Below are 22,375 nucleotides of genomic sequence, written 5' to 3' on the forward strand. Positions count from 1 at the left end.
GTCAGGAGAGGTTGAGGGTGGCGCGGAGGCTGGGCAGGTGGGTGATGAGGGGCTTGGGCGGGGTGGGGGTGGTGACGACCGAGAGGGTCAGGCGGTAGTGGAAGGGCGCGGGGGTGAGGTGTTCGCCGGGGCGGAGTTCGGTGGCCAGCGCGCTGCGGGGGACGAGGGCCAGGTGGGAGCTGCGGCGGGCCATCGCGACCGTCGTGCTGAGGGTGACGCCGCGGCGCGGGACGGCGCCTTGGGCGGCCAGCCGGGAGTGGATCTCTTCGGCGCCGCGGTCGTAGGTGGAGAACGCGATCTGACGATCTTTCAGGGGCCGCCGGCCGCGCCCGGGTGGGCGGGCGCCGGGCGGCACGAACAGGACGAGTTCGTCGCGGCCGACGCGGCGGGCGACGGTGCCGCGGGGGAGGGTCATCTGGTCGGCGATCGCGATGAAGGCGGCGTCCATGGTGCCCTCGGCGACGCGTTCGACCAGGAAGTGCCCGTGGTCGACCTGCTGCTGGATCACCAGGTCGGACATGTCGGCATCGAGGACCGGGAAGAGGATCGGTGCGAGGCTGGCGAACGTGCCGATCACGAGCCGCTGCGTGACAGCGGCCGCGCGCGTGGCGTCGTACACCTCTTCGAGATGGCCGAGGATGTGGTCGGCGCGGCGGCCGAGTTCGGCACCGGCCGGGGTGGGGCGGGCGCCGCGGGTGTCGCGCTCGAAGAGCTTGGTTCCGCAGAGGCGTTCGAGCCGGGCAAGGCGTTGCGACGCCGAGGGTTGGGAGATGCGGAGTTCGCGGGCCGCTGTGCCGACGGCGCCGGTCCGGGTGACGGCCTGGACCAGCCGCAGGTCCTCGACCGATGGTAATGAACTCATAGGCTGAGCCTATGGCAAGCGCACAAACCGTGCTGGCTACCTGAGCCCGTGCTGGACGCCAAGAATTCAAGGTGTGAAGGCGAGATCTGAAGCGTTGGCGTTGCTGGCGGGAAGCGGTACGGCGGACTTCGCGTTCCGGATCTCTCAGGTGGCGCTGCCGCTGGTGATCCTGCGGGAAACGGGATCGGTCGCGGCCACCGGACTCGTTGCCGGTGCGGCTGGCGTGCCCGTACTGCTGTCGCCGTGGTGGGCTCGAAGGGCGCGACAGTGGGTGGATTCGGGACCGCGGCTCGCGATCGTCGCGCTGGTGTCCGCGATCGCGCTGGCGTCGGTACCGGCGGCGGCCGGGCTGGGAATCTTGTCTCCGGAGCTGCTGATCCTGAGCGGTGTCCTGCTCGGCTGCGGCGACGCACTGTCGAATCCGGGACGGTCGGCGTTGCTCGCCGACACCGGCGACCGATGGGGTGATGGCCGGGCGGTACAGCTGCTGACCTGGCAGGACGGACTACGACGGGTCGGGATGCTGCTCGGCCCGAGCGTGGGTGCGATCGCGGTGTCGACCGGGTTGACGAACGGTCTGCTGTGGGTCGAGGCCGCGACAGTCGCTGGCGCCGGGTTGCTGGCGTGCAGTGTGCGGGCCGAGCGCGCCCCAGAAGGAGTGGTGACGCCGTCGATCCGCGCGAGTCTGCGCGGGCGGCCCGAGGTTGCGTATGGGTGGGTGGTCCGGGGAACGGGATGCGTTACCTGGTTCGCGTTCACGCTGGGGCTGTCGGTCCTGGGCGAGGAGCGCGGTCAACCAGGGGTCTACCTCGCCGCGGGCATGACCGGGTACGGCGTGGGTTCGCTCGTCGGGACCGCGGTGGCGTTGGCAGTGGTACGGCGTACGCGGCCGGTGGTGACCGCTTCGATGGTGTGGGCGTGGAGCGGGCTGTGCTGGGTCGGAATGGGCGTCTGGACGACACCGCCCGTGGTCGCTGTGATGGGCGCGTTGTCGGGGGTGACCGTGGTGATCGGGATCGCGGCGATCTCCGTGCTCATCACCCGATCGTCGGCCGGAGCCGAGCGACGCGCGTTGCTCTCCGGGCAGAGTGTCGTCGTCAACGCCGGGAGCGCGGCCGGGATGCTCGCGGGCGGACCGATCATCGGCGCTGTCGGAGCCGAGATCGCGTTGGTCGGATCGGGCCTCGTCACCGCGATTGTCGCCGTACTGGTCCTGGTTCGGTGCCAGACTGCGGTTCATGTCCGAGATCGTGATCACCACCTTGGCCGAGCGGCCTGAGTACCTGGAGCGGATGTACGAGTTCGCCGACGCGTGGCCGGCGTTCATGCACAACGACCCGATCGGGAACGCGTTCATGGGTCAGGTCCCGGTGCACTTCCCGGATCAGTGCGTGGTCGCGACCGAGAACGGCGAACTGGTCGCGCACGGTCGGAGCATCCCGTTCGTGTTCCCGGACGAAAACCGTACCGAGCTGCCGTCCGGAGGCTGGGATCGCGTGCTGCACTGGGGCTTCCACGATCTCCGCAACGACCGTACGCCGAAGGTGTCGAGCGCCCTGGAGATCCTGATCCGGCCGTCGCACCTCGGCCGCGGCCTCTCCCACGACATGCTCGCCGCGATGCGCAAGGCCGTGAAGGCTCTGGGGCACTCGGCCCTGTACGCCCCGGTCCGCCCGAACGGCAAGACGGACGTGCACCAGCCGATGACGGAGTACATCGAGGCTAGACGCGCGGACGGTCTGCCGCAGGACCCGTGGTTGCGTGTCCATGTCAGAGCAGGCGGCAAGATCGTCCAGGTCGCGCCGCGCTCGATGGTGATCGCCGGGACGCTCGACGAGTGGCGCGAGTGGACGGGCCTCCCGTTCGACACGACCGGCGATGTCGTCGTACCCAAGGCCCTGGTCCCCGTCCACGTGGACGTCGCCCACAACCACGCCGTCTACGTAGAACCCAACGTCTGGGTCCGCCACGACCTCTGACGCTTGTTGCCGCTCTGGATCTGCTCGTGTGGTGCGCTCTGGATCTGCTCGTCGTCGTGGGAGAGGGTTCGACTCGTCTTCGGTGGGCGAGGAGGTTGCGGGCGATGGGCGCAGTACGACGGATGCCGGATCTCACCCAGATCCTCGACATCTCTTATGCGAGGCCTGGTGGGGTTGAGCTCTGCCTGGATGTGGTTGGGCCGGCGCCGCTGCCTGCGGGCCCGGTGGCGACTGTCGTGCGGATCGACGGGTGTCCAGGTTGGGGGCCCGGCGATCGGTCGGCGGCGTTGGCGCCGTTCGCGAATCCGGCGCTTGCTCGGGCCGGCTTTCTGACGGTGGCGATCTCGGTTCGGGACAGTGGGCAGGCGGTGTTTCCTGCGCAGTTGGATGACGTTGAGTCAGCCTTGCGGTGGTTACGTCGGAACCCGCTCGGTCTGCCGGTTGATCCTTCCTCTGTTGGGATTTGGGGACAGTCCGCTGGTGGGCATTTGGCCGCATTGGCTGGGCTGGCTGACGGCTCGGCGGTTCGGGCTGTCGTGACGGTCAGCGGACCGTCGGATCTCGCGCGAGGTGGCGGTGCCATGTCGATCGATCGGCCCTCGCCGGTGACTGCCTTGGTCGGCGGGCATCTGGAGCGGTTGAGCGCGGCGAGTCCGGTCGCCCACGTGAGGGCCGACGCACCGCCGTTCCTGATCGTGCATGGCACCCGCGACGAGACCGTCCCGTACGACCAGGCCGAGCGCCTCCATCGTGCGCTGTGTGCGGAAGGGGTCGACAGTCGCCTGCTTCCGATCAGCGGCGGGCATCACAACCTCCGCCGGGACCCGGAGGCGCCGTACGACGGTCAGGTGTGGCGCCGGGTCGCGAACGAAGCCGCCCGCTTCTTCCAGCGGCACTTGGTCGCCTAGATCTGGCGGGCCCAGAACAGGGTATGGCCGCCTGCGCCTTCGGGCACGAACTGTTCGGACTCAATCGTGAAGCCGGCCTGGGTGATCCAGACGCGGTTGGTGGCGGCGTCGGTGTGACTCCACCACATGGGCGCGCCACCGTCGAGCCAGTTGTCGTCGGTGCCGGTCCATTCGCGGTGGCCCGTCGTACAGAGGAACCATCCGGCTGGGCGGAGCCAGGTCGCGATGTTGTGCAGCAGTTGCCGCTGCTCGTCCAAGGGCAGGTGGATCAGGGCGTAGAGGGAGACTGCGGCGTCGAAGGATTCGGGGTCGAAGTCCAGGCTCATCGCGTCGGCGTTGACGAATTCGGCCTGCGGGACGAATTCACGGGCGCGACGGATCTGCACCTCGCTGATATCGACGCCGGTGACGTGGTGACCAGCCGCAGTTAGGTCGCGTGCCATCGGTACGCCACTACCGCACCCGATGTCGAGGACCCGACTGGCGGGCTCGAGCCGGGCCATCAGGGTGCCGATCCAGTCCTGGTATTTCGCGTCGGCTTGGGTCGCCTCGTCATACCGGATCGACAAGGCGTCGTACCCACGTCGTACGAGCTGTTTCGGATCGTCTGCGGTCACGGTCGTCGACGCTAGCGACCGTGCGTGCAGGAAGCAACGGAGTTCGGGTGGAGCATAACGTTGCTTACGGCAACTGTAGCCTGTGGATAACTTGATTCCCTTGAAAATAAGGGCTTCTGGGTTTGAGAACTGTCGGTGGGGGTGTCTACAGTTGTGGGTATGGAACTTCTGGGTGAGCGTCCGGTGTGGTCGATGAGCGGCGGCGAGTTGCTGTCCGAGCTCGACGTACTGGACGCTGAGATCGCCCAGCGGGAGACCCGTCGCCTGCACCTGGAAGCCCGCATCGACGAGACCGGCTACGCCCAAGAACTAGGTGCCCGCGACGCCATCGAGCTCCTGGCGATCCGCCACCGCCGCGACCCCGCCGACATACGCCGCGAACTCCGGCTGGCCCGCGCACTCCCGAAGTACGCCACGGTGTCTGATGGTCTGACCCACGGCATCACGATCCCGGCTGAGGACCCCGAAGACGGCGCGTACACCGCAGAGGACCCGAGTGCCGACTCCAGCGCGGACTGTGCCGCGGACGCGGGTGCGGGCGATGGTGGCGGGGTCCGGGTGCTGCGGACCGTGCAGGCTGGGGCCATCGTGACCGCGTTGGAGCGGGTTCGCGCCCGGGTGCCCGTCGAAGATCTCGACGTGGCGGAGGCACAGCTCGTGTCCTTGGCGAGTCATCTGGCGCCGGCCGAGTTGCGCCAGGCAGCCAAGGAGATCTGCGACCTCCTGGACACCGACGGTCCCAAGCCGGACGAACGCGAGGCCTACAACCGTGAATCGTTGACCCTGATGAACGCCGACAACGGCGTGCAGTTCACGGGCTACCTGGCCAACGAGAACGCCGAACTCCTACGCTCCCTCACCTTCGTCGGCGCCCGCCCCCACAAGACAGTCGACGGCGAACGCGACCCCCGCCCCCGTGACAAGCGCCAAGCCGACGCCCTAACCACCGCCCTAACCATCGCAGCCACCGCCACCGACGCCGGCTTCACCTCCTCACCCCGCCCGGCTCACGCTTCGCCCGCCGATCCCGAGTCTGAGGCTGGGACCGTGTCTTCGGTTGGGACTGCGGCGGGATGGGTGCCTGGGTTTGGGGCGAAGGCGAACATCACCGTCACCATCGACCTAGAAGACCTGAAACGCGCCACCGCGGACGTAACTGGAGACGCAACCGGCGACTTGGCGTCCAGGGGCGCGTCCGATGGCGCGTTCGGTGATTTGGCGTCCGGTAGGACGACCGGTGACTTGATGTACGGCGACGTACTGTCTGCGGCGGCGATCCGGCGGCTCGCTTGTGACGCGAAGATCATCCCGCTGGTGCTCGGCTCGAATTCGGAGCCCTTGGATGTCGGTCGCTCCGTGCGATTGGTCACCCGCTCGATGCGCCGTGCCTTGAACGCCCGTGACAAGGGCTGCGTAGTCTGCGGAGCCCCACCCGTCATGTGCGACGCGCACCATCTCCAATCCTGGATCGACGGCGGTGTCACAGCGATCCACAACCTCGCCCTGCTCTGCCGCCGTCACCACACCGCCCTGCACGACGGCCATTGGACGATCACCATCACCAACGGCAAGGTCCACGTCTCCCGCCCCTCGTGGGCCGACCCACCACCCCTCAACACCACTCAGGCAACCCCATCCACGAGCCCCCCACCCCTCAGCCCACCAACCCCAAGCCCTGCACCGATGTCACCTGCCGTACCCGAGCGCCCGCCACCGAACGACGCGCCGCCCCGCCCGGACGCGGATGTCAGGCCTGCACCGGACGCGGCTGACGCGCTGCCTCCACTGGGTGCGGATGATCCGCTGCCTCCATCGGGTGCGGATGACGGGCTGCCTGCACCGGGTGCGGATGAGGCCTCGCGGTGGCGTGCTGATACGCGCGCGCTCGAGGAAGCTGCCCGGTTCGCCGTCTGGGGAGCTTCCGACGATCCTGCGGCCCGCACCACGCCACTCGTCGTCTAGCCCGCGCGCGCCCCCTGGAGCCGGAGCCGTCAGCGCGCGACCGTGGCGGCCGGTGCGTTAGCCGCACGCCGCCGCCGGAGCCCGCCTCATGTACCTGCGCCCGCTGGAGTCGTCGTCATGCACCCACCCCCTGAAGCCAGCCTCGTGTACTTGCGTCCGCTGGAGCCAGCGTCATCCGCCCGCTGGAGCGTGCCTCGGGTACGTACGTCTGCTGGAGCCGGCGTCACGCGTCCGCTGGAGCGTGCCTCGTGTGCGTGCGTCCGTTGGAGTCGGCGTCGTGTAGCCGCGTTCGCTGGAGGCCGCGTCGTGCGCCCCCTGGAGCCCGCGTCGTGCAGCCACCCCCTGGAGTCGGCGTCGTGCGACCGGGGCCTGTGGGGGCTGGCGTGGCCTGTGGGCGGGTGGTGGCTTGGCGGGCTCGGGTGGTGGAGGGTGGAGGGCTGCGATCCGGGGTGCGGTGCTGGGTGGGAGTGAGCTGACCGGTGAGGTGCGGCAGGCTGGCGGGCCGGTCGAGGGGTGGGGGTGCCTCTCTAGATGTCGGTGGGCGGACTCGAGCAGGCGCTCGCGGCTAGGCGGGCTAGCGGGCGAGGCGGCCCATTAGGGCGGCGGCTGCGCAGATGCCGGCGATGGCGGCGACGATCAACACCGTGAAGTCGAGTAGGTAGTTGGTGGGGTGGCCGATTAGGAGGCCTCGGAGGGCGCTGACTTCGTAGGTTAGGGGGTTGGCGTGGGAGAGGGCGCGGAGCCAGGTGGGCATGATGTCGACTGGGTAGAGGGCGTTGGAGGCGAAGAAGAGGGGCATGGTGATGGCTTGGCCGATGCCCATCAGGCGGTCGCGGCGGAGGACGAGGCCGGCGATGGTCATCGAGAGGCAGGAGAAGAAGGCGGCTCCGAGGACGACGACCGCGAGTACGGCGAGCAGCTTGAGCGGGTTCCACGTGAGGCTGACGCCGAGCAGCGCTGCGACGATGAGTACGACGATCGCCTGGGAGATCGTCCGGACGCCGGCCGCGAACGCCTTCCCGGCGACCAGGGCGGACCGCGGCGACGGGGTGACCAGCAGCTTGGTGAGGATCCCCGCGTCACGTTCCCAGATGATCTGGATGCCGTAGAAGATCGCCACGAACAGCGCCGACTGCGCGATGATCCCGGGCGCGAGATAGTCCAGGTACGGTACGTCGCCGGTCGGGATCGCCCGGATCCGGCTGAACGTCTGGCCGAAGATCACCAGCCACAGCACCGGCTGGATCGCTCGCGTGATCAGCTCGGTCCGGTCGTGCCGGAGCTTCTGGAGCTCGATGAGGCAGAACGTCCCGATCCGGGAGAAGAGCCGCAGTACGGCGCGCGGCCGCGAATCAACCCATGCGCTGGGCGGTGCGGCGGGTGCCACGGACATCGCGCAGGCCTCCCTTCGCCTGACCTTCGAGGCTCTCGCCGGTGTGGTGCCGGAACACGTCCTCGAGGCTCGCGTCGGGCGCGAGCTCGGCCTTCAACGAGTTCGGCGTACCGATCGCGCGCAGCCGGCCCAGGTGCATCAACGCCACCCGGTCGCAGAGGAGGTCGGCCTCTTCCATGTAGTGCGTGGTCAGCAGCACGGTCATCCCGTACCGCTCCTGCATGTCCTGCACCCGCGCCCACACCGAATCCCGCGCCACCGGGTCCAGGCCGACGGTCGGCTCGTCGAGTACGAGCAGCGCGGGCCGGTTGACCAGCGCCTGCGCGAGTTCGAGCCGCCGTACCATGCCGCCGGAGTACGTCGACGCGAGCCGGTCGGCGGCGTCGGTGAGGTCGACGATCTCCAGTACCTCGGCGACTCGCGCGGCCCGTTCGCGCCGCGGTACGTCGAAGAGTCGCGCGAACCAGGACACGTTCTCTCGTCCCGAGAGCGCTCCCTCGATGGACAGCTGTTGTGGGACGTACCCGAGCAGGCGCCGTACCGACATCGCCGCGGAGCGGACGTCGAGGCCGAAGACGCGGACCGAGCCGGACTGGGGTGGGTAGAGGGTGTTCAGCACGCGCAGCGTCGTCGTCTTGCCGGCGCCGTTGGGGCCGAGAAGACCGAAGCACTCGCCGGGGGACACGGTCAGGTCGAGATCGTCGACGGCGACATGGTCACCGAACCGATGACTCAGACCGCTGACATCCACCGCGGGTTCCACAGTCATACGCGCTCCAAGGGGTGCAGGCGTTCGGTCAACGAGGCGAGAACGGGCAGTGCCGATTGCAACGCCGCACGGTCGTCCGCGGTCAGGTCGTCGAGCGCCCGGGTGACCAGCGCCGTACGGCGATCGCGCCAGGCCTCGACCTGTTCGCGGGCCGGGTCCGTGAGGGTCAGCCGGGCGATCCGGCGGTCGGACTCGTCGGGAGTGCGCTGCAGCAGACCGCGCTCGGTGAGCTGGCCGACGAGGGTCGACACGGTGTTCGCGACCAGGCCGAGCTCGGCCGCGGCCTCGGCGACCGAGATGCCCGGGTTGCGGCGGACCGTCCGGACCAGCTCGGCCTGGGAATCGGTGAGTGCGGACAGCGGGAACGGCCGCCCGACGGATCGGCGCAGGTGCCGCCGCACCAGTCCGATGGCCGCCAGCAGCTCCTCGGCGAGAACCTCGGTCACAGCCACCAGAATACCTCTGTTGCAGAGATATTGCGCCGGGAAACCCCAACTAGTCGGGGTACCGGCCGGAGGGGACCGCGCCGACGATCGGTGCCATGAACACATCAACGGGTTTGGGAGAGCGCAACAAGGCCGTCGTACGGGACTTCATCGACGGTCTGTTCACCAAGGGGATCTCGGTGCGGTGGACACCTACCTGGCCGAGGACTTCGTCAATCACGACCCGCCGTTCGGTGTCCCGGCCGACCGCGAGGGCATGCGGACGGCCGGGGGCATGATGCGTGCCGCGTTCCCGGACTGGCGCAGTGAGCTGCACGAGCTGATCGCGGAGGGCGACCTCGTCGTCGAGCGGTTCACGGCCGGCGGGACGCATCGCGGGGACGTGATGGGGGTGCCGGCGACCGGACAGACCATCAGCCTGCCCGGGATCAACATCTTCCGGCTCCGTGACGGTCTGATCGTGGGGCGGTGGGGCCGGCTCGACGATCTCGGGTTTCTCCGGCAGCTCGGCGTCATACCGGCGTAGCATCACCAGCATGGGGGCGGGGGATCGCCTGGAGGTGCTGATCCGGCGCTGTTACGCGGGGCTGGATGCCGATCAGCTGCGGTCCGAGGCCTTCGTCCGGCTGCGCGACGTCCTGACGGTCGACGCGATGTTCTTCGCGACCGTGGATCCGGCGACCGTGGTGTTCACGTCGGCGACGGCCGATGAGCCGCTCGGCGCGGTGACCGAGCAGTTCATCGCGAACGAGTTCGGGCAGGAGGACGTGAGCAAGTTCGCGGTTCTCGCCGGTGGGCCGGATGCGGTGCGGTCGCTCGGGCAGGCGACGCGAGGCGACTGGGGGAGCAGCCCGCGGTACGCCGAGGTGATGCGCCCGCTCGGACTCGGGGACGAGTTGCGCGCCGCGCTGATGTCGAACGGCCGGTGCTGGGGCGTGCTGTGCCTGCACCGGGAGGACGCCGAGGCAGGTTTCGCCGACCACGAGATCCAACTGGTACGCCGACTCGCGCCGCACCTGGGCGAGGGTCTACGCCGAGGGCTGCGAGAGAGACCGGTAGACACCGGGGAGGTTGGACGGTCCGGGGGAGCTGGGGTTGTGGTGCTGGATTCGGGGATGCGGGTGGAGTCGGTGAGTGAGGAGGCGGAGTACTGGCTGGGCGAGCTGGGTTGTCGAGCGGGTGAGGTGCCGGTCGCGGTGCGGTCGGTGGTTGCGCGGATGCGGGCCGACGGGACTACCGCCCGGCTGAAGGTCAGGACGGCTCGAGGGGAGTGGCTCGAGTTGCAGGCGTCCAGGCTCGGCGACGACGGCCGCACAGCAGTGGTGATCGAGCCGGTGGCGCCGGCGCAGCTGGGGTCTCTGCTGCTGGACCTGCACGGGCTCACCCCTGCTCAGCAGCGGGTGACCGAGTTGGTGCTGCGCGGGTACTCGACGCGGCAGATCGTCGAGCGGTTGTGCCTGTCCCCGCACACCGTGCAGGAGCACGTACGGGCGTCCTACGACAAAGTCGGCGTCGGTAGCCGACGGGAATTGGTCAGTGTTCTGCTCAGAGGGTCCGCATCACGCGGATGATGCGGCGCCGCAACCACACGCGGCGGGATCCGTCGGGATAGCGACGCAGACGGGCCAGCTCCCACCCGCCGTACTCCGCGTGTTCGGTGAGCAGCTTGCGCACCGCACCGCGGGACTCCGTCCTGGACACCTCGAACTGCTGCAGTTCGTACTCGGCCATCCACACCTCCAACTACAGCTACAACCCTCAGGAAACATCCTCCAGTGCCGCCGCGATGGCGGGCGGCAATGTGAGCTCCTCCACACCCAGTACCGACTTCAGTTGCAGTGCCGTCCTGGCCCCGACGATGGCCGCCGACACTCCCGGCCGGTCCCGCACCCAGGTCAGCGCGACCTCGAGCGGGGTCCAGCCGAGCCCGTCGGCGGCTCGTGCGACCGCTTCCACGATGCCCGAAGCCCGCGCGTCGAGGTAGGGGTCGACGAATCTCGACAGATGCTGAGACGCCGCCCGGGAGTCCGCGGGGATGCCTGTGCGGTACTTCCCGGTCAGCACGCCGCGGCCCAGCGGGGACCACGCCAGGACCCCGATCCCGAGGCCGGCGGCCGCCCGCAGCGCGTCCAGCTCGGCGTCACGGGCGAGCAAGGAGTACTCGACCTGGTTGGCGACCGGAACCGCGCGGCCCGGCCACGCCTGCTGCCAGGTGACGGCGCGGGCCGCCTTCCAGCCGGCGTAGTTCGAGACGCCGACGTACCGCACCTTGCCGGAGCTGACGGCGTGGTCGAGCGCGGACAGCGTCTCCTCCAGCGGCACGTCGTCGGACCAGGTGTGCAGCTGCCAGAGATCGATGTGGTCGACGTTCATCCTGCGCAGCGAGCCCTCGAGATCACGGAGCAGCGCGCCGCGGGAGGTGTCGGTGATCCGCTCGCCGCGGCGGACGCTGAACCCGGCCTTGGTCGCGATCACCAGGTCGTCGCGGTCCACCACGTCGCCGATCAGCGACCCGATCAGCTGCTCGCTGTCACCGTCGCCGTACGCCGCGGCCGTGTCGATGAGCGTGCCGCCGGCGGACACGAACGCCGCGAGCTGCTCGCGGGCCTCGTGCTCGTCGGTGTCCCGTCCCCACGACATCGTGCCCAGCCCGAGTCGGCTCACCGCCAGTCCACTGTGACCGAGATAGCGCTGCTGCATGCACCGAGCCTATTGCGGCCCACCGACAACGGCTCGCTAGGCTCGCCAGTCATGCGACTCGGACTCAACATCGGCTTCGTCTACGGCGGCGACGACCATCTCGACCACCTGAGGCTGGTGAAGGAGGCCGAGGCACTCGGTTTCTCGGTCACCTGGGCCGCGGAGGCGTACGGCTCGGACGCCGCGACGCTGCTCAGCTGGATCGCCGCGCAGACCACCACGATCGACGTCGGCGCCGCCGTCTTCCAGATCCCGGCCCGGACGCCGGCGATGACCGCGATGACGGCCGCCACCCTGGACCGGCTCTCGAACGGCCGGTTCCGGCTGGGTCTCGGCGTGTCCGGGCCGCAGGTCTCGGAGGGCTGGCACGGGGTGCGATTTTCTCAGCCTCTGCTCAGGACCCGTGAGTACGTTGACATCGTGAACGCGGCCCTGCGGCGCGAGACGGTGGCATACGAGGGCAAGTACTTCACCCTCCCGCTGCCCGACGGACCGGGCAAGGCGCTGAAACTGACCGTGCGGCCGATCCGCGACCACGTGCCGGTGTACCTGGCCGCGGTCGGCCCGAAGAACCTCGAGCTGGCCGGTGAGATCGCCGACGGCTGGCTCGGGATCCTCAACGACCCAGGCTTCCTTGGAGAGCAGTTGAATCAGATCAGGACCGGCCGCGAACGCAAGACCGGTCAGCAGGACCTCGACGGTTTCGACGTCGTCGTCACCACCCCGCTGATGACCGGCGACGACATCCAGGCGGCGGCCGACCCGGTCCGTGGGTACGCCGCGCTGTACATCGGCGGCATGGGCAGCCGGGAGAAGAACTTCTACAACGCGCTCGCGGTCCGGATGGGGTACGCCGAGGAGGCGAAGGAGATCCAGGACCTGTACCTGGACAAGAAGCACCGCGAGGCGATGGCCGCCGTACCGTTCGGGTTCCTGGACTCGATCTCGCTGCTCGGTGACAAGGCACGGATGGCGGACAAGCTCAGGGCGTACGCCGAGGCCGGGGCGACGACCGTCGCGCTGACGCCGTTCGCGTCGACGGTCGAGCAGCGGATCGCCGACCTGCGGACCGCCGCGGAGGCGCTGGAGCTGTCCGGAGTCGGCAACTGATGACGATCTGGGACTCCATCATCCTCGGCATCGTCGAGGGCCTGACCGAATTCCTGCCGGTCTCCAGTACCGGGCACCTGACGATCGTGTCGAAGATGCTCGGCCTGAAGATCGACGACCCGTCGATCACCGGATTCACCGCGGTGATCCAGATCGGGGCGATCGCGGCGGTGGTGCTGTACTTCTGGAAGGACATCAAGCGGATCGCGATCGCCTGGGTCCGCGGGCTCGCGAAACCGGAGCACCGCGGCGAGTTCGACCACCGGATGGGCTGGTACGTGATCGTCGGCTCGATGCCGATCGTGATCGTCGGCTTCCTGGCCCGGGACCTGATCTCGGGACCGCTGCGCAGCCTCTGGTGGGTGGCCGGCGCGCTGATCGGGTGGTCGTTCTTCATGGTCGCCGCCGAACGACTGGGCACGAAGGCGCGCCCGCTGACCCGCATCACGCTCGTCGACGCGGTCGTGATGGGCATCGTGCAGTGCCTGGCGCTGATCCCCGGCGTATCCCGGTCCGGCGCCACGATCTCGGCCGGCCTGTTCTGCGGGCTCGACCGGGTCGCCGCGACCCGGATCGCGTTCCTGCTGGGCATTCCCGCCCTGGTCGGCGCGGGCATCTACGAGTTGAAGGACGCGCTGAACGGCGACGTCGGCGTCGCACCGCTGCTCGTCGGCACGGTCGTCAGCTTCGTGGTCGCGTACGCGTCCGTCGCCTGGCTGCTGCGTTTCGTCGCCAAGCACTCGACCGAGATCTTCGCGTTCTACCGCGTCCTGCTCGGCCTCGTCCTGGTGATCCTGCTGGCTACCAGCACAATCACGGCCACCTGAGGTCGTGTCTGGTGGTCCATCGCCTACTGCGGGGCACTCGGCACGGCACCTCCTCGCTACGGCGCTGGACCACCAGACACGACCTAGAGCCAGCCGACCTTGCGGAAGAAGCGGTACATGGTGACGCAGACGAGCGCCATCAGGAGCAGTACGGCGTAGTACCCGAAGTGCCAGCGGAGTTCGGGCATGTTGTCGAAGTTCATGCCGTAGATCCCGGCGAGCATCGTCGGGACGGCGGCGATCGCGACCCAGGCACTGATTTTCCGCATGTCGTCGTTCTGCTGGACCGAGACGCGGGCGAGGTGCGCGTTCAGGGCGGATGTGAGCAGGGTGTCGATCGCCTCGGCCTGGTCGGAGACCCGGCTGAGGTGGTCGGCGACGTCGCGGAAGAACGGGCTCGCCTTCTGGCCGAGCCCGGCCACCCCGTGCGCGAACTGCTCCATCGGTTCCCGCAACGGGTCGATCGCGCGGCGCATCTCCAGCACCTCACGCTTCAGCCGGTAGATCCGCTCCGCGTCGCTGGTCCGCTCCGGCGAGAACACCGACGACTCGATCTCGTCGACGTCGACCTCGACCTGTTCGGCGACGTTCTCGTACTGGTCCACGATCGCGTCGCAGATCGCCCACAGCACGGCGGCCGGGCCGTGGCCGAGCATCGAGGCCCGCTCCTCCAGTTCGTGCCGCGTGGTGGCGAGCTCGCCGCCTTCCCCGTGCCGCACGGTCACGACGTACCGCGGGCCGACGAAGGCCGTCACCTGTCCCGTCTCGACGGCGTCGCCCTCGTCGACGTACCAGAGGGTCCGCAGTACGACGAGCAGCGTGTCGCCGAACCGCTCGACCTTGGGTCGCTGGTGGATCTGCAGTGCGTCCTCGATCGCCAGATCGTGCAGGTCGAACAGTTGCTGCACGCGCTCCATCTCGGCGTCCGACGGCTCGTGCAGGCCGATCCATCCGAAGCTGTCGGCGGTGTCCTCGATGGCGTGGGCAACGGTCTCGGGATCCTTGGGCAGGTCCCGCCGTTCCCCCTGGGCGTACACCCCGCAATCGACGATCACACTCCCATCATGGCATTAGGGGTGGTGGGATAACGTGCTCTGCATGCCCACCGTGATCCTCGTTCGCCACGGTCGTAGTTCCGCGAACACGTCCGGCACGCTCGCGGGTCGTACGCCGGGGGTGAAGCTGGACGACACCGGCGTACAGCAGGCCGCCGCGGTCGCGCAGCGGCTCGCTGAGCTGCCGCTGGCCGCGATCGTCACCTCTCCGCTCGAGCGCTGCAAGCAGACCGCCGCCGCGATCGCGAAGCAGCACCCCGGGTTGCGTCCGGCAACGGATCGCCGGCTGACCGAGTGTGGGTACGGCGACTGGACCGGGCAGAAGATCGCCACGCTCGCGAAGGACCCGCTGTGGGCGGTGGTGCAGCAGCACCCGTCGGCCGTCACGTTCCCGGGCGGCGAGTCGATGCGGGGAATGCAGCAGCGCGCGGTCGACGCCGTCCGGTCGTACGACGCGGCGCTCGCGGACAGCCGCGGGCCGAACGCGATCTGGGTCGCGGTGTCGCACGGCGACGTGATCAAGGCGATCGTCGCGGACGCTCTCGGTCAGCACCTGGACACGTTCCAGCGGATCGTCGTGGACACCGCCTCGACGACGATCATCACCTACACCGCGACCCGCCCGTTCCTGGTCCGGCTGAACGACTCCGGCAGCGAACTGGCGTCCCTGATCCCTAAGCCGTCAGCGAAAGGCAAGCCCAAGAAGCAGTCCTCGGACGCGGTCGTCGGCGGACGGTAATAGGGTCATAGGTATGGCGCGAGTTGTGCACTCCTTCGACGACCCCGAGCGGTTCGTCGCCGGCACCGTGGGGGAACCCGGTGCGAGGACGTTCTTCCTGCAGGCGCGGGCCGGGCACCGGCTGACGTCGGTGGCGTGCGAGAAGGAACAGGTGATGGCGCTCGCGGAGCGGCTCGACGTGATGCTGGACGAGGTCGCCCGGCGCTTCGACCGCGACCCGGTCGCGCAGACCGCGGGGGACGACACCGCGCCGCTCGAGCAGCCGATCGAGGAGGAGTTCCGGGCCGGCACCATGACGCTGGCGTGGGAGGCCGACGCCGAGCGGGTGGTGATCGAGGTGTTCGCGGTCGTCACCGGTGAGCAGGCGGAGCTCGAGGAGGAGGACCCGGTCACCGCGGCGATGGAGTCCGACGACGCCGAGGTGTTCATCGTCCGGATCACCGAGGAGCAGGCGCGTGCGTTCGCCCGGCGGGCGGTCGCGCTGGTCGCGTCCGGACGCCCGAGCTGCCCGTTCTGCGGCCGCCCGATCGACGCCGACGGCCACATCTGCCCGCGCGCCAACGGCTACCGTCGGCACCTGCCGGAATGACCACCAACCCCGAGCTCCTGGCCCTGGGGGAGCTTTCACTGCACGGACGCCTGGTCGCCGCCTCGAACGGCACCTACCAGGGTTCGGTCAGCCTGGCCGGCGAGACGGCCACGGTCGTCTACAAGCCGATCGAGGGGGAGCGGCCGCTCTGGGACTTCCCGGACGGCACACTGGCGCAGCGCGAGTTCGCGGCGTACGTCGTGTCCGAGGCGCTCGGCTGGTCGGTCGTGCCGCCGACGCTGCTGCGTGACGGGCCGCTCGGTGAAGGCATGGTCCAGTTGTGGATCGACGAGGCCGAGCTCGGACCGGGGGAGACCGAGCTGGTCGACATCGTGCCGCAGGGCCGGGTTCCGAAGGGCTGGGTCGGCGTCCTGGACGCGCTCGACGGCCGCCACAACCCCGTCACGCTCGTGCACGCCGACAACGACGCGCTGCGGCGGATGGCCGTGTTCGATGCCGTGGTCAACAATGCCGACCGCAAGGGCGGCCACGTGCTCAACCCGGGCGACGGCCGGGTGTACGGCGTGGACCACGGCGTGACGTTCAACGCCGACGACAAGCTCCGCACGGTCCTGTGGGGCTGGGCCGGCGAGCCGATTCCCACCGGCCTGCTGGACGACGTACGGCGGCTCGCGGATCAGTTGGCCGGGGGCCTCGGGCAACAACTGTGCGAGCTCGTCACCGCCGTCGAGCTGACCGCGACCCGGGAACGCTGCTCGACGCTGCTCAAGACCGGGACCTTCCCGTATCCGAGCGAGGACTGGCCCGCGATTCCCTGGCCGGCCTTCTAGGCTTTGGGCTGTACGCCGATGTTGCCGACCCGGCCGAGTTCGTCGAAGTCGACGACGATCGTGCTGCCGTTCGGCGCCATACCGCGGATCGCGTCCTGACCCTCGTCGTACTGCAGGCCGAAGTGGTGGAAGTAGCCGCGGACGACCTGCCGGTGGTCGGCGGGGAAGACGCTGATCGCGGTCATCAGCAGCCGCGGCGTGGCGATCGCGTCGAACCCGGCCTGCGGGAGCTGCTCGTCGGCGACGTGCAGGTACACGTGACCCCGGCCCTCGTTGATCGCGGTCGACCACACACCGCGGCCGCCGAGGACGGAGCCGGCAGTGATCGCGAGCGTGATCGCCGCCTGCGTCGGCTGCTCGAAACCGCTCAGGTCCGGGCTCTCCGCGGTGAACTCGCCGATCCCGTGCCGCTCGCCGAACTCGCGGATCGCGAGTGTCGACGCGACCGCGGGGGCGTCCGGGCCGAAGCCCGGGTTCGCCCAGCCCCACAGCCAGGTCCGGTCCAGTTCGGAGAAGCTGCCGAGCAGCGAGATCCCGCGTAGTACGCCGCGCTCACCGCCGAGCGTCCGCGCGTCGAGATCGGCCTGCAGCGAGTCCGGGCCGACCACGTCGTTGAACAGGTCCTGCTGCTGAATCGCAGCCGCGGCGATCCAGCCGCCGTACGACTGGAGCTCCGGGCTGAAGTCTGTACTCATCGCTCGCGAGGCTATCGGCAGCCGGGGTGCATGCCCGGCGCAGGACCACCAAGTGGAACCGTGTCGCGTCATTGAAAATCGGACTGGCATAAGCTCCGACACATGCAGGCGTGGACTCAACCAGACATCCCGGTCGTACCCGGGCCCGCCCGGCGGCTACGCCTCTACGACACCGCCTCGCGCGGTCTGGTCGAGGTGCCGCCCGGTGACGACGGGCCCGCCCGCATGTACGTCTGCGGCATCACGCCGTACGACGCAACGCACATGGGCCACGCCGCGACGTACGTCACGTTCGACCTGATCAACCGGCTGTGGCGGGACGCCGGGTACGACGTCTCGTACACGCAGAACATCACCGACGTCGACGACCCGCTGCTCGAGCGCGCGACCGCGACCGGTGTCGAGTGGACCGACCTCGCGGCGCGGGAGATCCAGCTGTTCCGCGACGACATGACCGCGCTCCGGGTGATCCCGCCGCAGCACTACATCGGCGTCGTCGAGTCGATCGACCTGGTCGCGAGCGCGGTCGAGGACCTGCGCCGCGCCGACGCGGTGTACTCGGTCGACGGCGATCTGTACTTCGCCGTGAAGGCCGACCCGGCGTTCGGCGGCGTGTCCAACTACGACCGCGACACGATGCGGGAGCTGTTCGCGGAGCGCGGCGGCGACCCGGACCGTGAGGGAAAACAGGACCCGCTGGACAGTCTGCTGTGGCGCCACGAGCGGCCGGGGGAGCCGGCCTGGGATTCGGCGCTGGGTCGCGGCCGGCCGGGCTGGCATGTCGAGTGTTCGGCGATCGCGCTGAAGTACCTCGGGATGTCGTTCGACGTCCAGGGCGGCGGGTCGGACCTGATCTTCCCGCACCACGAGATGTCCGCGAGCGGCGCGCAGGTCGCGACCGGGGAGCACCCGTTCGCGCGCGCCTACGTGCATCAGGCGATGGTCGGTCTCGACGGCGAGAAGATGTCGAAGTCCAAGGGCAACCTGGTGCTGGTGTCCAAGGAGCGGCTCGCCGGCGCGGACCCGATGGCGATCCGGCTCGCGCTGCTCAACCACCACTACCGGACCGACTGGTTCTGGGAAGAGTCCGACCTGACCGACGCGCAGGCGCGGCTCGAGCGGTGGCGTACGGCGGCGGCGCGGAACGCCGGCCCGGACGGTGCGGCCGCGGTCGATGCTCTGCGGGCGGCACTGACCAACGATCTGGACAGCGCGGGCGCGCTGGCTGCGATCGACGCGTGGGCGGACGGCGAAGGCGACGACGCCGAGGCGCCCGCCCTGATCGCGCAGGCCAGCGACGCGTTGCTGGGCGTGAAGCTCTAGACAAAGACTTGGGGAGGATTGTGTGCCCGATTCGGCACACAATCCTCCCCAAGTTCGTTCGTCAGCCGGTGACCGGGTGGTGGGTCTTCACCGGGGTCGGCACGGGGGCTGCGGGCGGGGTGTTCACCTGCGCGGGTGCCTCCGCCGGCGGCTGCGGTTGCGGCTTGGGCTTCGGCTTGGCGGCCGGCTTCGCGCAGGTCGCCGACGCCAGGTTGATGACCTCGGTCCCGCCTCCCAGGTTGATGCTCAGGCCGGTGATGGTGAAGGCGCCGTCCGAGTGCTTGCCCTGACTGTTGACCGTGATGCTCGCCAGCGGGTTGGACGGCAACGAAGCGCTCTGCTTCGTGCTCGGCAGCTTGATGGTCTGGCCGAGCAGCGTCAGCGAGCCGATGTCGACGCCACCGGTGTCGCCGGAGCACCAGACGTTCAGCGAGTCGATGCCGAGCAGCGACTTCGGCGGGTTGAGCAGCAGGTTGCAGAGGTCCGGCAGGTTCTTCACCGGCAGGTCCTTGGTGCTCAGCTTCGGCAACGGCAGACCGAGGTCGGGCAGTGCGATGTCGGGCAGCGGCAGGTTGTCGGCACCGGTCTTCGGCAGCGCGGAGCACTGCTGCTTCAGCTCCGGCGGGATCGTCACCTGGCTCAGGATGTCCGGACCGACGACGACGTCGAACAGTTCGACGGAGGCCGAGTCGTTGCCCGCGGTCGCCGTACCGGCCCGGACCGAGATCAGCGGGTTCTTCGGGAGCTCGAGCGCGGAGGTCGTCTGCCGCTTGCCGTCCAGCGATTCGGCGTACGGCGTCTTCGGGATCGGCACCTGGCCCTCGGCGCTCACGGCGTACGCCGAGGACGGGCGGGCCGCCGCGTTACCGACGGGGGCGCTCGCGACCAGGCTGAACGTCACGACGCCCGCCACGGCCGCAGCCGTGAGCACGGTCGGCGTCAACTGTCGTCGCATCGGATTCTCCTTATTTGCTGTCGATCAGGACGAGCGTCCCGAGCGGAACCTTCTGCAGGTGGGCCAGTGCGGTCTTCGGCACCCGGACGCAGCCCGCGCTGATCGCGGCGCCGAACACGCGCGGATTCGGCCAGCCGTGGATCGCGACCGTACCAGGTCCGCCACCGAACGTGTCCAAGGTGGGACTGTGCGCACCCAACGGCAGCACGATCGGCGACGCCGAGCGCTTGTGGTCGATGATCGAGCCGAGCAGGAACGTCCGCCCGGGCGGCGTCGGCGTCTTGGTCGCGCCGACCCCGGCCTTCCAGGTGCCGAGGCTCTTGTTGTTCTCGAGCAGCTCGAGTGTCCGCGAACTGGTGTGCACGCGGATCAGGTACGACGAGGTGGCCCGGTCGAGCCCGTCGTCCTGGAGCCAGCCGGTGGACCGGTTGGGCTTCGAGGGGAGCAGGACCCGGACCCAGCCGTCGGTCTGTTCCACGACCGGCAGCCAGGTCGGCCCGAACTGGGTCGGGCCGATCTTGCCGAACGCATCCGCGTCGGGGGAGCTGTAGAGCGCGGCCTCGGCGCGCGGGTGCACGACGAGCCCGGTGGTGCCGGCGAACGGCTCGGCGTCAAGCGGTGCCGTGGTGATCGTCGTCGAGGTCGTCGACGCCGTCAGCGTGGTGAGGTCGACCGTCTCGTGCTTCTTGTTACCGAGGATCCCGACCACCGCGACCACGCCGAGCAGCACGAGCACGGCCAGCGCAGGCACCGAAGTACCGCCTCGCTCGTCGCGCCGCATGTGCACTTGGTTGCTCCCCGTGGTCCCGGTGACGGCACGCCGTCACCCCCCAGTAGTCCGGTCGAATATAAACCCACTGGTAACAACGGTCCACACCTTGCGGCGGTTATGGGGGATCAGCTAGTCGCCGTGGTTCTTGTTGCGGCGCTTGAGGTAGCGCTCGAACTCGGCCGCGATCGCCTCGCCGGTGGCCTCCGGGAGGTCGGCGGTGTCGCGCTGCTCCTCCAGCGAGTGCACGTACTCCGCGACCTCGGGGTCTTCCTCGCTGAGCTCGTCCGCCCCGCGCTGCCAGGCCCGCGCGAGCTCCGGGAGGTCGCCTTCGGGCATGGCCAGGTCGAGGAGCGCCTCGATCTTGCTGAGCAGCGCCAGCGACGCCTTCGGGCACGGCGTCCCCGCGATGTAGTGCGGGATCGCGGACCAGATCGACACCGCCGGTACGCCGAGGGTGGTGCACAGGTCGGCGAACACACCGGTGATGCCGGTGGGACCTTCGTACGTCGACGGCTCCAGGCTCCATGCCGCGGTCAGCTCCTCGTCGGACGAGGTCGCGGAGACCGGGATCGGACGGGTGTGGGGGGAGTCCGCGAGCAGGGCGCCGAGGACGACGACGAGCTGCGCGTTCGACTCGTCGACGATCTCCAGCAGCTCCCGGGAGAACGCCCGCCAGCGCATGTTCGGCTCGACGCCGCGGATCAGCAGCACGTCGCGGCCGGTGTCGTCCGGCTGGGCCACGTAGATCCGGGTGGTCGGCCAGGTCAGGTGCCGTCCGCCGTCCTCGTCGAGCCCGACCCGGGGACGGTTCACCTGGTAGTCGTAGTAGTCCTCGGGGTCGATCGCCGTGACGAGCTCGGCGTCCCACTCGTCGATCAGGTGGTCGACCGCACCGGTGGCCGCCTCGGCCGCGTCGTTCCAGCCCTCGAACGCGGCGATCACGACCGGGTCCCTCAGGTTCGCGAGGTCAACCACTCGCAGGCCCCCTGTCGTCTCTGTAGTCGGCTCTGTAGCCATCCGGTGGGGTCACCGGAAACCGGACTGCCCAGCCTACGTGCTCAGCTGTCCGCCTGTGCCAGGTTTCACCCCAGGCGGAACGTGTCGTGCCCGACCAGGGACAATGGACTCACTTTGAGAACCCACCAACCATTCGGCGCGCTCGAAAACGGTTGGTGGGTTCTCAAAGTGGGCTGATCGGGTGGAGACGACATAGAGGAGTGCGGGTGGCGTCGCTGCAGGCGGTGTTGTGGGACATGGACGGGACGTTGGTCGACTCCGAGAAGGTCTGGGCGGAGGTGCAGCTGGAGCTGCTCGCCGAGCTCGGTGCGACCTGGACGATCGAGGACTGTCTGACCTTGATCGGCAGCGACCTGCGCGACGCCGTACAGGTCTGGATGGCGCGGATCCCGGAAGGCGTGATCACCGCCGAGGAGCTGGCCGACCGGATGTTCTCGGAGGTGGTGGAGGCGCTCCGCAAGGAGGTCACCTTCCAGCCGGGTGCGCTCGAGTTGCTGCAGGCGCTGCGCAAGGAGGACATCCCGTGCGCGCTGGTGTCGGCGTCGTACCGGACGATGATCGACGCGGTGCTCGGGCACCTGCCGCCGGATCCGTTCGCGGTGATCGTGGCCGGTGACGAGGTGACGCTGGGCAAGCCGCACCCGGAGCCGTACCTAACCGGTGCCGCCAGGCTCGGGGTGGACCCGGCGAACTGCATCGTGATCGAGGACTCGGCGACCGGCACCCAGGCCGGGACGGCGGCCGGCATGTACGTCGTCGCGGTGCCGCAATGGGTGACGATCCCGGAGGCGCCGCGGCGGCTCGTGGTGAAGTCGCTCGAGCCGCTCACCCCGGAGTCCCTGCGGTCACTGCTCCGTTGACGAAGT

At 69.3% G+C, this 22,375-nt stretch carries 25 protein-coding genes; 13 read left to right on the plus strand and 12 right to left on the minus strand.

The window, feature by feature from the left end:
* Position 1 precedes the first annotated feature (1 nt).
* Positions 2 to 862: a LysR family transcriptional regulator gene (locus E0H92_RS31330; protein WP_131498802.1), complete on the minus strand. Its 861-nt coding sequence runs from the start codon at positions 860 to 862 to the stop codon at positions 2 to 4.
* 73 nt (positions 863 to 935) lie between these two features.
* Between E0H92_RS31330 and E0H92_RS31335 the strand changes: the two genes are divergently transcribed.
* The 3 genes from E0H92_RS31335 (at position 936) to E0H92_RS31345 (ending at position 3,749) form a co-directional block, all read left to right on the plus strand.
* Positions 936 to 2,141 (plus strand): MFS transporter, encoded by a 1,206-nt coding sequence (locus tag E0H92_RS31335; protein ID WP_131498803.1) that lies wholly within the window; start codon positions 936 to 938, stop codon positions 2,139 to 2,141.
* Positions 2,101 to 2,841 (plus strand): N-acetyltransferase, encoded by a 741-nt coding sequence (locus tag E0H92_RS31340; protein ID WP_131498804.1) that lies wholly within the window; start codon positions 2,101 to 2,103, stop codon positions 2,839 to 2,841. The genes E0H92_RS31335 and E0H92_RS31340 overlap by 41 nt, the downstream gene beginning before the upstream one ends.
* Before the next feature lie 122 nt (positions 2,842 to 2,963).
* Positions 2,964 to 3,749: a prolyl oligopeptidase family serine peptidase gene (locus E0H92_RS31345; protein WP_238152709.1), complete on the plus strand. Its 786-nt coding sequence runs from the start codon at positions 2,964 to 2,966 to the stop codon at positions 3,747 to 3,749.
* Here E0H92_RS31345 and E0H92_RS31350 read toward each other — a convergent pair.
* Entirely contained in the window at positions 3,746 to 4,366 is a 621-nt protein-coding gene (locus E0H92_RS31350) for a class I SAM-dependent methyltransferase (RefSeq protein ID WP_131498805.1), read from the minus strand. The genes E0H92_RS31345 and E0H92_RS31350 overlap by 4 nt on opposite strands.
* Before the next feature lie 159 nt (positions 4,367 to 4,525).
* Here E0H92_RS31350 and E0H92_RS31355 point away from each other — a divergent pair, with 159 nt between their 5' ends.
* Positions 4,526 to 6,328, plus strand: a complete 1,803-nt coding sequence (locus E0H92_RS31355; RefSeq protein WP_131498806.1) for an HNH endonuclease signature motif containing protein — start codon at positions 4,526 to 4,528, stop codon at positions 6,326 to 6,328.
* 574 nt (positions 6,329 to 6,902) lie between these two features.
* On the opposite strand, the gene E0H92_RS31360 is transcribed toward E0H92_RS31355, so the two are convergent.
* Genes E0H92_RS31360 through E0H92_RS31370 form a run of 3 tightly spaced genes read right to left on the minus strand, consistent with a single transcriptional unit; the run spans position 6,903 to position 8,936 of the window.
* Positions 6,903 to 7,721 (minus strand): ABC transporter permease, encoded by an 819-nt coding sequence (locus E0H92_RS31360; RefSeq protein ID WP_131295828.1) that lies wholly within the window; start codon positions 7,719 to 7,721, stop codon positions 6,903 to 6,905.
* Positions 7,681 to 8,490, minus strand: coding sequence for an ABC transporter ATP-binding protein (locus E0H92_RS31365; protein ID WP_131498807.1), 810 nt, complete (start codon positions 8,488 to 8,490; stop codon positions 7,681 to 7,683). The genes E0H92_RS31360 and E0H92_RS31365 overlap by 41 nt, the downstream gene beginning before the upstream one ends.
* Positions 8,487 to 8,936, minus strand: coding sequence for a MarR family winged helix-turn-helix transcriptional regulator (locus E0H92_RS31370; RefSeq protein ID WP_238173679.1), 450 nt, complete (start codon positions 8,934 to 8,936; stop codon positions 8,487 to 8,489). Before E0H92_RS31370 ends, E0H92_RS31365 begins: the two co-directional genes overlap by 4 nt.
* Here E0H92_RS31370 and E0H92_RS45600 point away from each other — a divergent pair.
* Positions 8,899 to 9,462 carry an ester cyclase gene (locus tag E0H92_RS45600; protein WP_275670115.1) on the plus strand — a complete coding sequence of 188 codons (564 nt, stop codon included), beginning with the start codon at positions 8,899 to 8,901 and terminating at the stop codon, positions 9,460 to 9,462. The genes E0H92_RS31370 and E0H92_RS45600 overlap by 38 nt on opposite strands.
* A 10-nt stretch (positions 9,463 to 9,472) precedes the next feature.
* Entirely contained in the window at positions 9,473 to 10,507 is a 1,035-nt protein-coding gene (locus E0H92_RS31380; RefSeq protein ID WP_131498809.1) for a LuxR C-terminal-related transcriptional regulator, read from the plus strand.
* Here the strand turns inward: E0H92_RS31380 and E0H92_RS31385 are convergent.
* On the minus strand, positions 10,482 to 10,667 hold the full coding sequence (locus E0H92_RS31385) for a DUF5703 family protein (RefSeq protein WP_130385444.1): 186 nt from the start codon (positions 10,665 to 10,667) through the stop codon (positions 10,482 to 10,484). The two genes, E0H92_RS31380 and E0H92_RS31385, sit on opposite strands and share 26 nt — an antisense overlap.
* A 27-nt stretch (positions 10,668 to 10,694) precedes the next feature.
* Entirely contained in the window at positions 10,695 to 11,636 is a 942-nt protein-coding gene (locus tag E0H92_RS31390; protein ID WP_131295825.1) for an aldo/keto reductase, read from the minus strand.
* A gap of 51 nt (positions 11,637 to 11,687) precedes the next feature.
* Here E0H92_RS31390 and E0H92_RS31395 point away from each other — a divergent pair, with 51 nt between their 5' ends.
* Entirely contained in the window at positions 11,688 to 12,746 is a 1,059-nt protein-coding gene (locus tag E0H92_RS31395) for an LLM class F420-dependent oxidoreductase (RefSeq protein WP_131498810.1), read from the plus strand.
* Positions 12,746 to 13,573, plus strand: coding sequence for an undecaprenyl-diphosphate phosphatase (locus E0H92_RS31400; RefSeq protein ID WP_131461359.1), 828 nt, complete (start codon positions 12,746 to 12,748; stop codon positions 13,571 to 13,573). The genes E0H92_RS31395 and E0H92_RS31400 overlap by 1 nt, the downstream gene beginning before the upstream one ends.
* An 83-nt stretch (positions 13,574 to 13,656) precedes the next feature.
* Here the strand turns inward: E0H92_RS31400 and corA are convergent, their stop codons facing one another.
* Entirely contained in the window at positions 13,657 to 14,628 is a 972-nt protein-coding gene (gene corA / locus E0H92_RS31405; protein ID WP_131461360.1) for a magnesium/cobalt transporter CorA, read from the minus strand.
* Between the two features lie 43 nt (positions 14,629 to 14,671).
* Between corA and E0H92_RS31410 the strand changes: the two genes are divergently transcribed.
* The 3 genes from E0H92_RS31410 to E0H92_RS31420 are packed head-to-tail and all read left to right on the plus strand — an operon-like array spanning position 14,672 to position 16,747.
* Complete coding sequence (locus E0H92_RS31410; protein WP_131498811.1) at positions 14,672 to 15,367, plus strand: histidine phosphatase family protein; 696 nt, start codon at positions 14,672 to 14,674, stop codon at positions 15,365 to 15,367.
* Positions 15,368 to 15,380: 13 nt separating this feature from the next.
* Positions 15,381 to 15,956 (plus strand): DUF3090 domain-containing protein, encoded by a 576-nt coding sequence (locus E0H92_RS31415; RefSeq protein ID WP_131461362.1) that lies wholly within the window; start codon positions 15,381 to 15,383, stop codon positions 15,954 to 15,956.
* Positions 15,953 to 16,747, plus strand: a complete 795-nt coding sequence (locus E0H92_RS31420; RefSeq protein WP_131461363.1) for an SCO1664 family protein — start codon at positions 15,953 to 15,955, stop codon at positions 16,745 to 16,747. The genes E0H92_RS31415 and E0H92_RS31420 overlap by 4 nt, the downstream gene beginning before the upstream one ends.
* Here the strand turns inward: E0H92_RS31420 and E0H92_RS31425 are convergent.
* The gene (locus E0H92_RS31425) at positions 16,744 to 17,442 is read right to left on the minus strand and encodes a DUF6882 domain-containing protein (RefSeq protein ID WP_131461364.1); all 699 of its coding nucleotides are present in this window, start codon (positions 17,440 to 17,442) and stop codon (positions 16,744 to 16,746) included. The genes E0H92_RS31420 and E0H92_RS31425 overlap by 4 nt on opposite strands.
* A gap of 102 nt (positions 17,443 to 17,544) precedes the next feature.
* Here E0H92_RS31425 and mshC point away from each other — a divergent pair, with 102 nt between their 5' ends.
* A complete protein-coding gene (gene mshC, locus E0H92_RS31430; protein WP_131498812.1) occupies positions 17,545 to 18,765 on the plus strand; it encodes a cysteine--1-D-myo-inosityl 2-amino-2-deoxy-alpha-D-glucopyranoside ligase in 1,221 nt (406 codons plus the stop codon).
* 61 nt (positions 18,766 to 18,826) lie between these two features.
* Here mshC and E0H92_RS31435 read toward each other — a convergent pair whose 3' ends face one another.
* The 3 genes from E0H92_RS31435 to E0H92_RS31445 all read right to left on the minus strand — a co-directional run bounded on the left by E0H92_RS31435 (position 18,827) and on the right by E0H92_RS31445 (position 21,467).
* Positions 18,827 to 19,720 carry a hypothetical protein gene (locus E0H92_RS31435; RefSeq protein ID WP_131295816.1) on the minus strand — a complete coding sequence of 298 codons (894 nt, stop codon included), beginning with the start codon at positions 19,718 to 19,720 and terminating at the stop codon, positions 18,827 to 18,829.
* A gap of 10 nt (positions 19,721 to 19,730) precedes the next feature.
* The gene (locus E0H92_RS31440; protein ID WP_131499177.1) at positions 19,731 to 20,501 is read right to left on the minus strand and encodes a L,D-transpeptidase; all 771 of its coding nucleotides are present in this window, start codon (positions 20,499 to 20,501) and stop codon (positions 19,731 to 19,733) included.
* A gap of 120 nt (positions 20,502 to 20,621) precedes the next feature.
* Complete coding sequence (locus E0H92_RS31445; protein WP_131461366.1) at positions 20,622 to 21,467, minus strand: PAC2 family protein; 846 nt, start codon at positions 21,465 to 21,467, stop codon at positions 20,622 to 20,624.
* 248 nt (positions 21,468 to 21,715) lie between these two features.
* Between E0H92_RS31445 and E0H92_RS31450 the strand changes: the two genes are divergently transcribed.
* Entirely contained in the window at positions 21,716 to 22,369 is a 654-nt protein-coding gene (locus E0H92_RS31450) for an HAD family hydrolase (protein WP_238173680.1), read from the plus strand.
* Positions 22,370 to 22,375 lie beyond the last annotated feature (6 nt).

Source organism: Kribbella speibonae (assembly GCF_004331375.1).
Lineage (GTDB): Bacteria > Actinomycetota > Actinomycetes > Propionibacteriales > Kribbellaceae > Kribbella > Kribbella sindirgiensis.

What these genes read in the sequence shown, in the direction of transcription:
- E0H92_RS31330 (WP_131498802.1), bottom strand. Translation starts at nt 862, where the DNA reads ATGAGTTCATTACCATCGGTCGAGGACCTGCGGCTGGTCCAGGCCGTC.
- E0H92_RS31340 (WP_131498804.1), top strand. Translation starts at nt 2,101, where the DNA reads ATGTCCGAGATCGTGATCACCACCTTGGCCGAGCGGCCTGAGTACCTG.
- E0H92_RS31345 (WP_238152709.1), top strand. Translation starts at nt 2,964, where the DNA reads ATGCCGGATCTCACCCAGATCCTCGACATCTCTTATGCGAGGCCTGGT.
- E0H92_RS31355 (WP_131498806.1), top strand. Translation starts at nt 4,526, where the DNA reads ATGGAACTTCTGGGTGAGCGTCCGGTGTGGTCGATGAGCGGCGGCGAG.
- E0H92_RS31360 (WP_131295828.1), bottom strand. Translation starts at nt 7,721, where the DNA reads ATGTCCGTGGCACCCGCCGCACCGCCCAGCGCATGGGTTGATTCGCGG.
- E0H92_RS31365 (WP_131498807.1), bottom strand. Translation starts at nt 8,490, where the DNA reads ATGACTGTGGAACCCGCGGTGGATGTCAGCGGTCTGAGTCATCGGTTC.
- E0H92_RS45600 (WP_275670115.1), top strand. Translation starts at nt 8,899, where the DNA reads ATGGCCGCCAGCAGCTCCTCGGCGAGAACCTCGGTCACAGCCACCAGA.
- E0H92_RS31380 (WP_131498809.1), top strand. Translation starts at nt 9,473, where the DNA reads ATGGGGGCGGGGGATCGCCTGGAGGTGCTGATCCGGCGCTGTTACGCG.
- E0H92_RS31385 (WP_130385444.1), bottom strand. Translation starts at nt 10,667, where the DNA reads ATGGCCGAGTACGAACTGCAGCAGTTCGAGGTGTCCAGGACGGAGTCC.
- E0H92_RS31390 (WP_131295825.1), bottom strand. Translation starts at nt 11,636, where the DNA reads ATGCAGCAGCGCTATCTCGGTCACAGTGGACTGGCGGTGAGCCGACTC.
- E0H92_RS31395 (WP_131498810.1), top strand. Translation starts at nt 11,688, where the DNA reads ATGCGACTCGGACTCAACATCGGCTTCGTCTACGGCGGCGACGACCAT.
- E0H92_RS31400 (WP_131461359.1), top strand. Translation starts at nt 12,746, where the DNA reads ATGACGATCTGGGACTCCATCATCCTCGGCATCGTCGAGGGCCTGACC.
- E0H92_RS31410 (WP_131498811.1), top strand. Translation starts at nt 14,672, where the DNA reads ATGCCCACCGTGATCCTCGTTCGCCACGGTCGTAGTTCCGCGAACACG.
- E0H92_RS31415 (WP_131461362.1), top strand. Translation starts at nt 15,381, where the DNA reads ATGGCGCGAGTTGTGCACTCCTTCGACGACCCCGAGCGGTTCGTCGCC.
- E0H92_RS31420 (WP_131461363.1), top strand. Translation starts at nt 15,953, where the DNA reads ATGACCACCAACCCCGAGCTCCTGGCCCTGGGGGAGCTTTCACTGCAC.
- E0H92_RS31425 (WP_131461364.1), bottom strand. Translation starts at nt 17,442, where the DNA reads ATGAGTACAGACTTCAGCCCGGAGCTCCAGTCGTACGGCGGCTGGATC.
- mshC (WP_131498812.1), top strand. Translation starts at nt 17,545, where the DNA reads ATGCAGGCGTGGACTCAACCAGACATCCCGGTCGTACCCGGGCCCGCC.
- E0H92_RS31435 (WP_131295816.1), bottom strand. Translation starts at nt 19,720, where the DNA reads ATGCGACGACAGTTGACGCCGACCGTGCTCACGGCTGCGGCCGTGGCG.
- E0H92_RS31440 (WP_131499177.1), bottom strand. Translation starts at nt 20,501, where the DNA reads ATGCGGCGCGACGAGCGAGGCGGTACTTCGGTGCCTGCGCTGGCCGTG.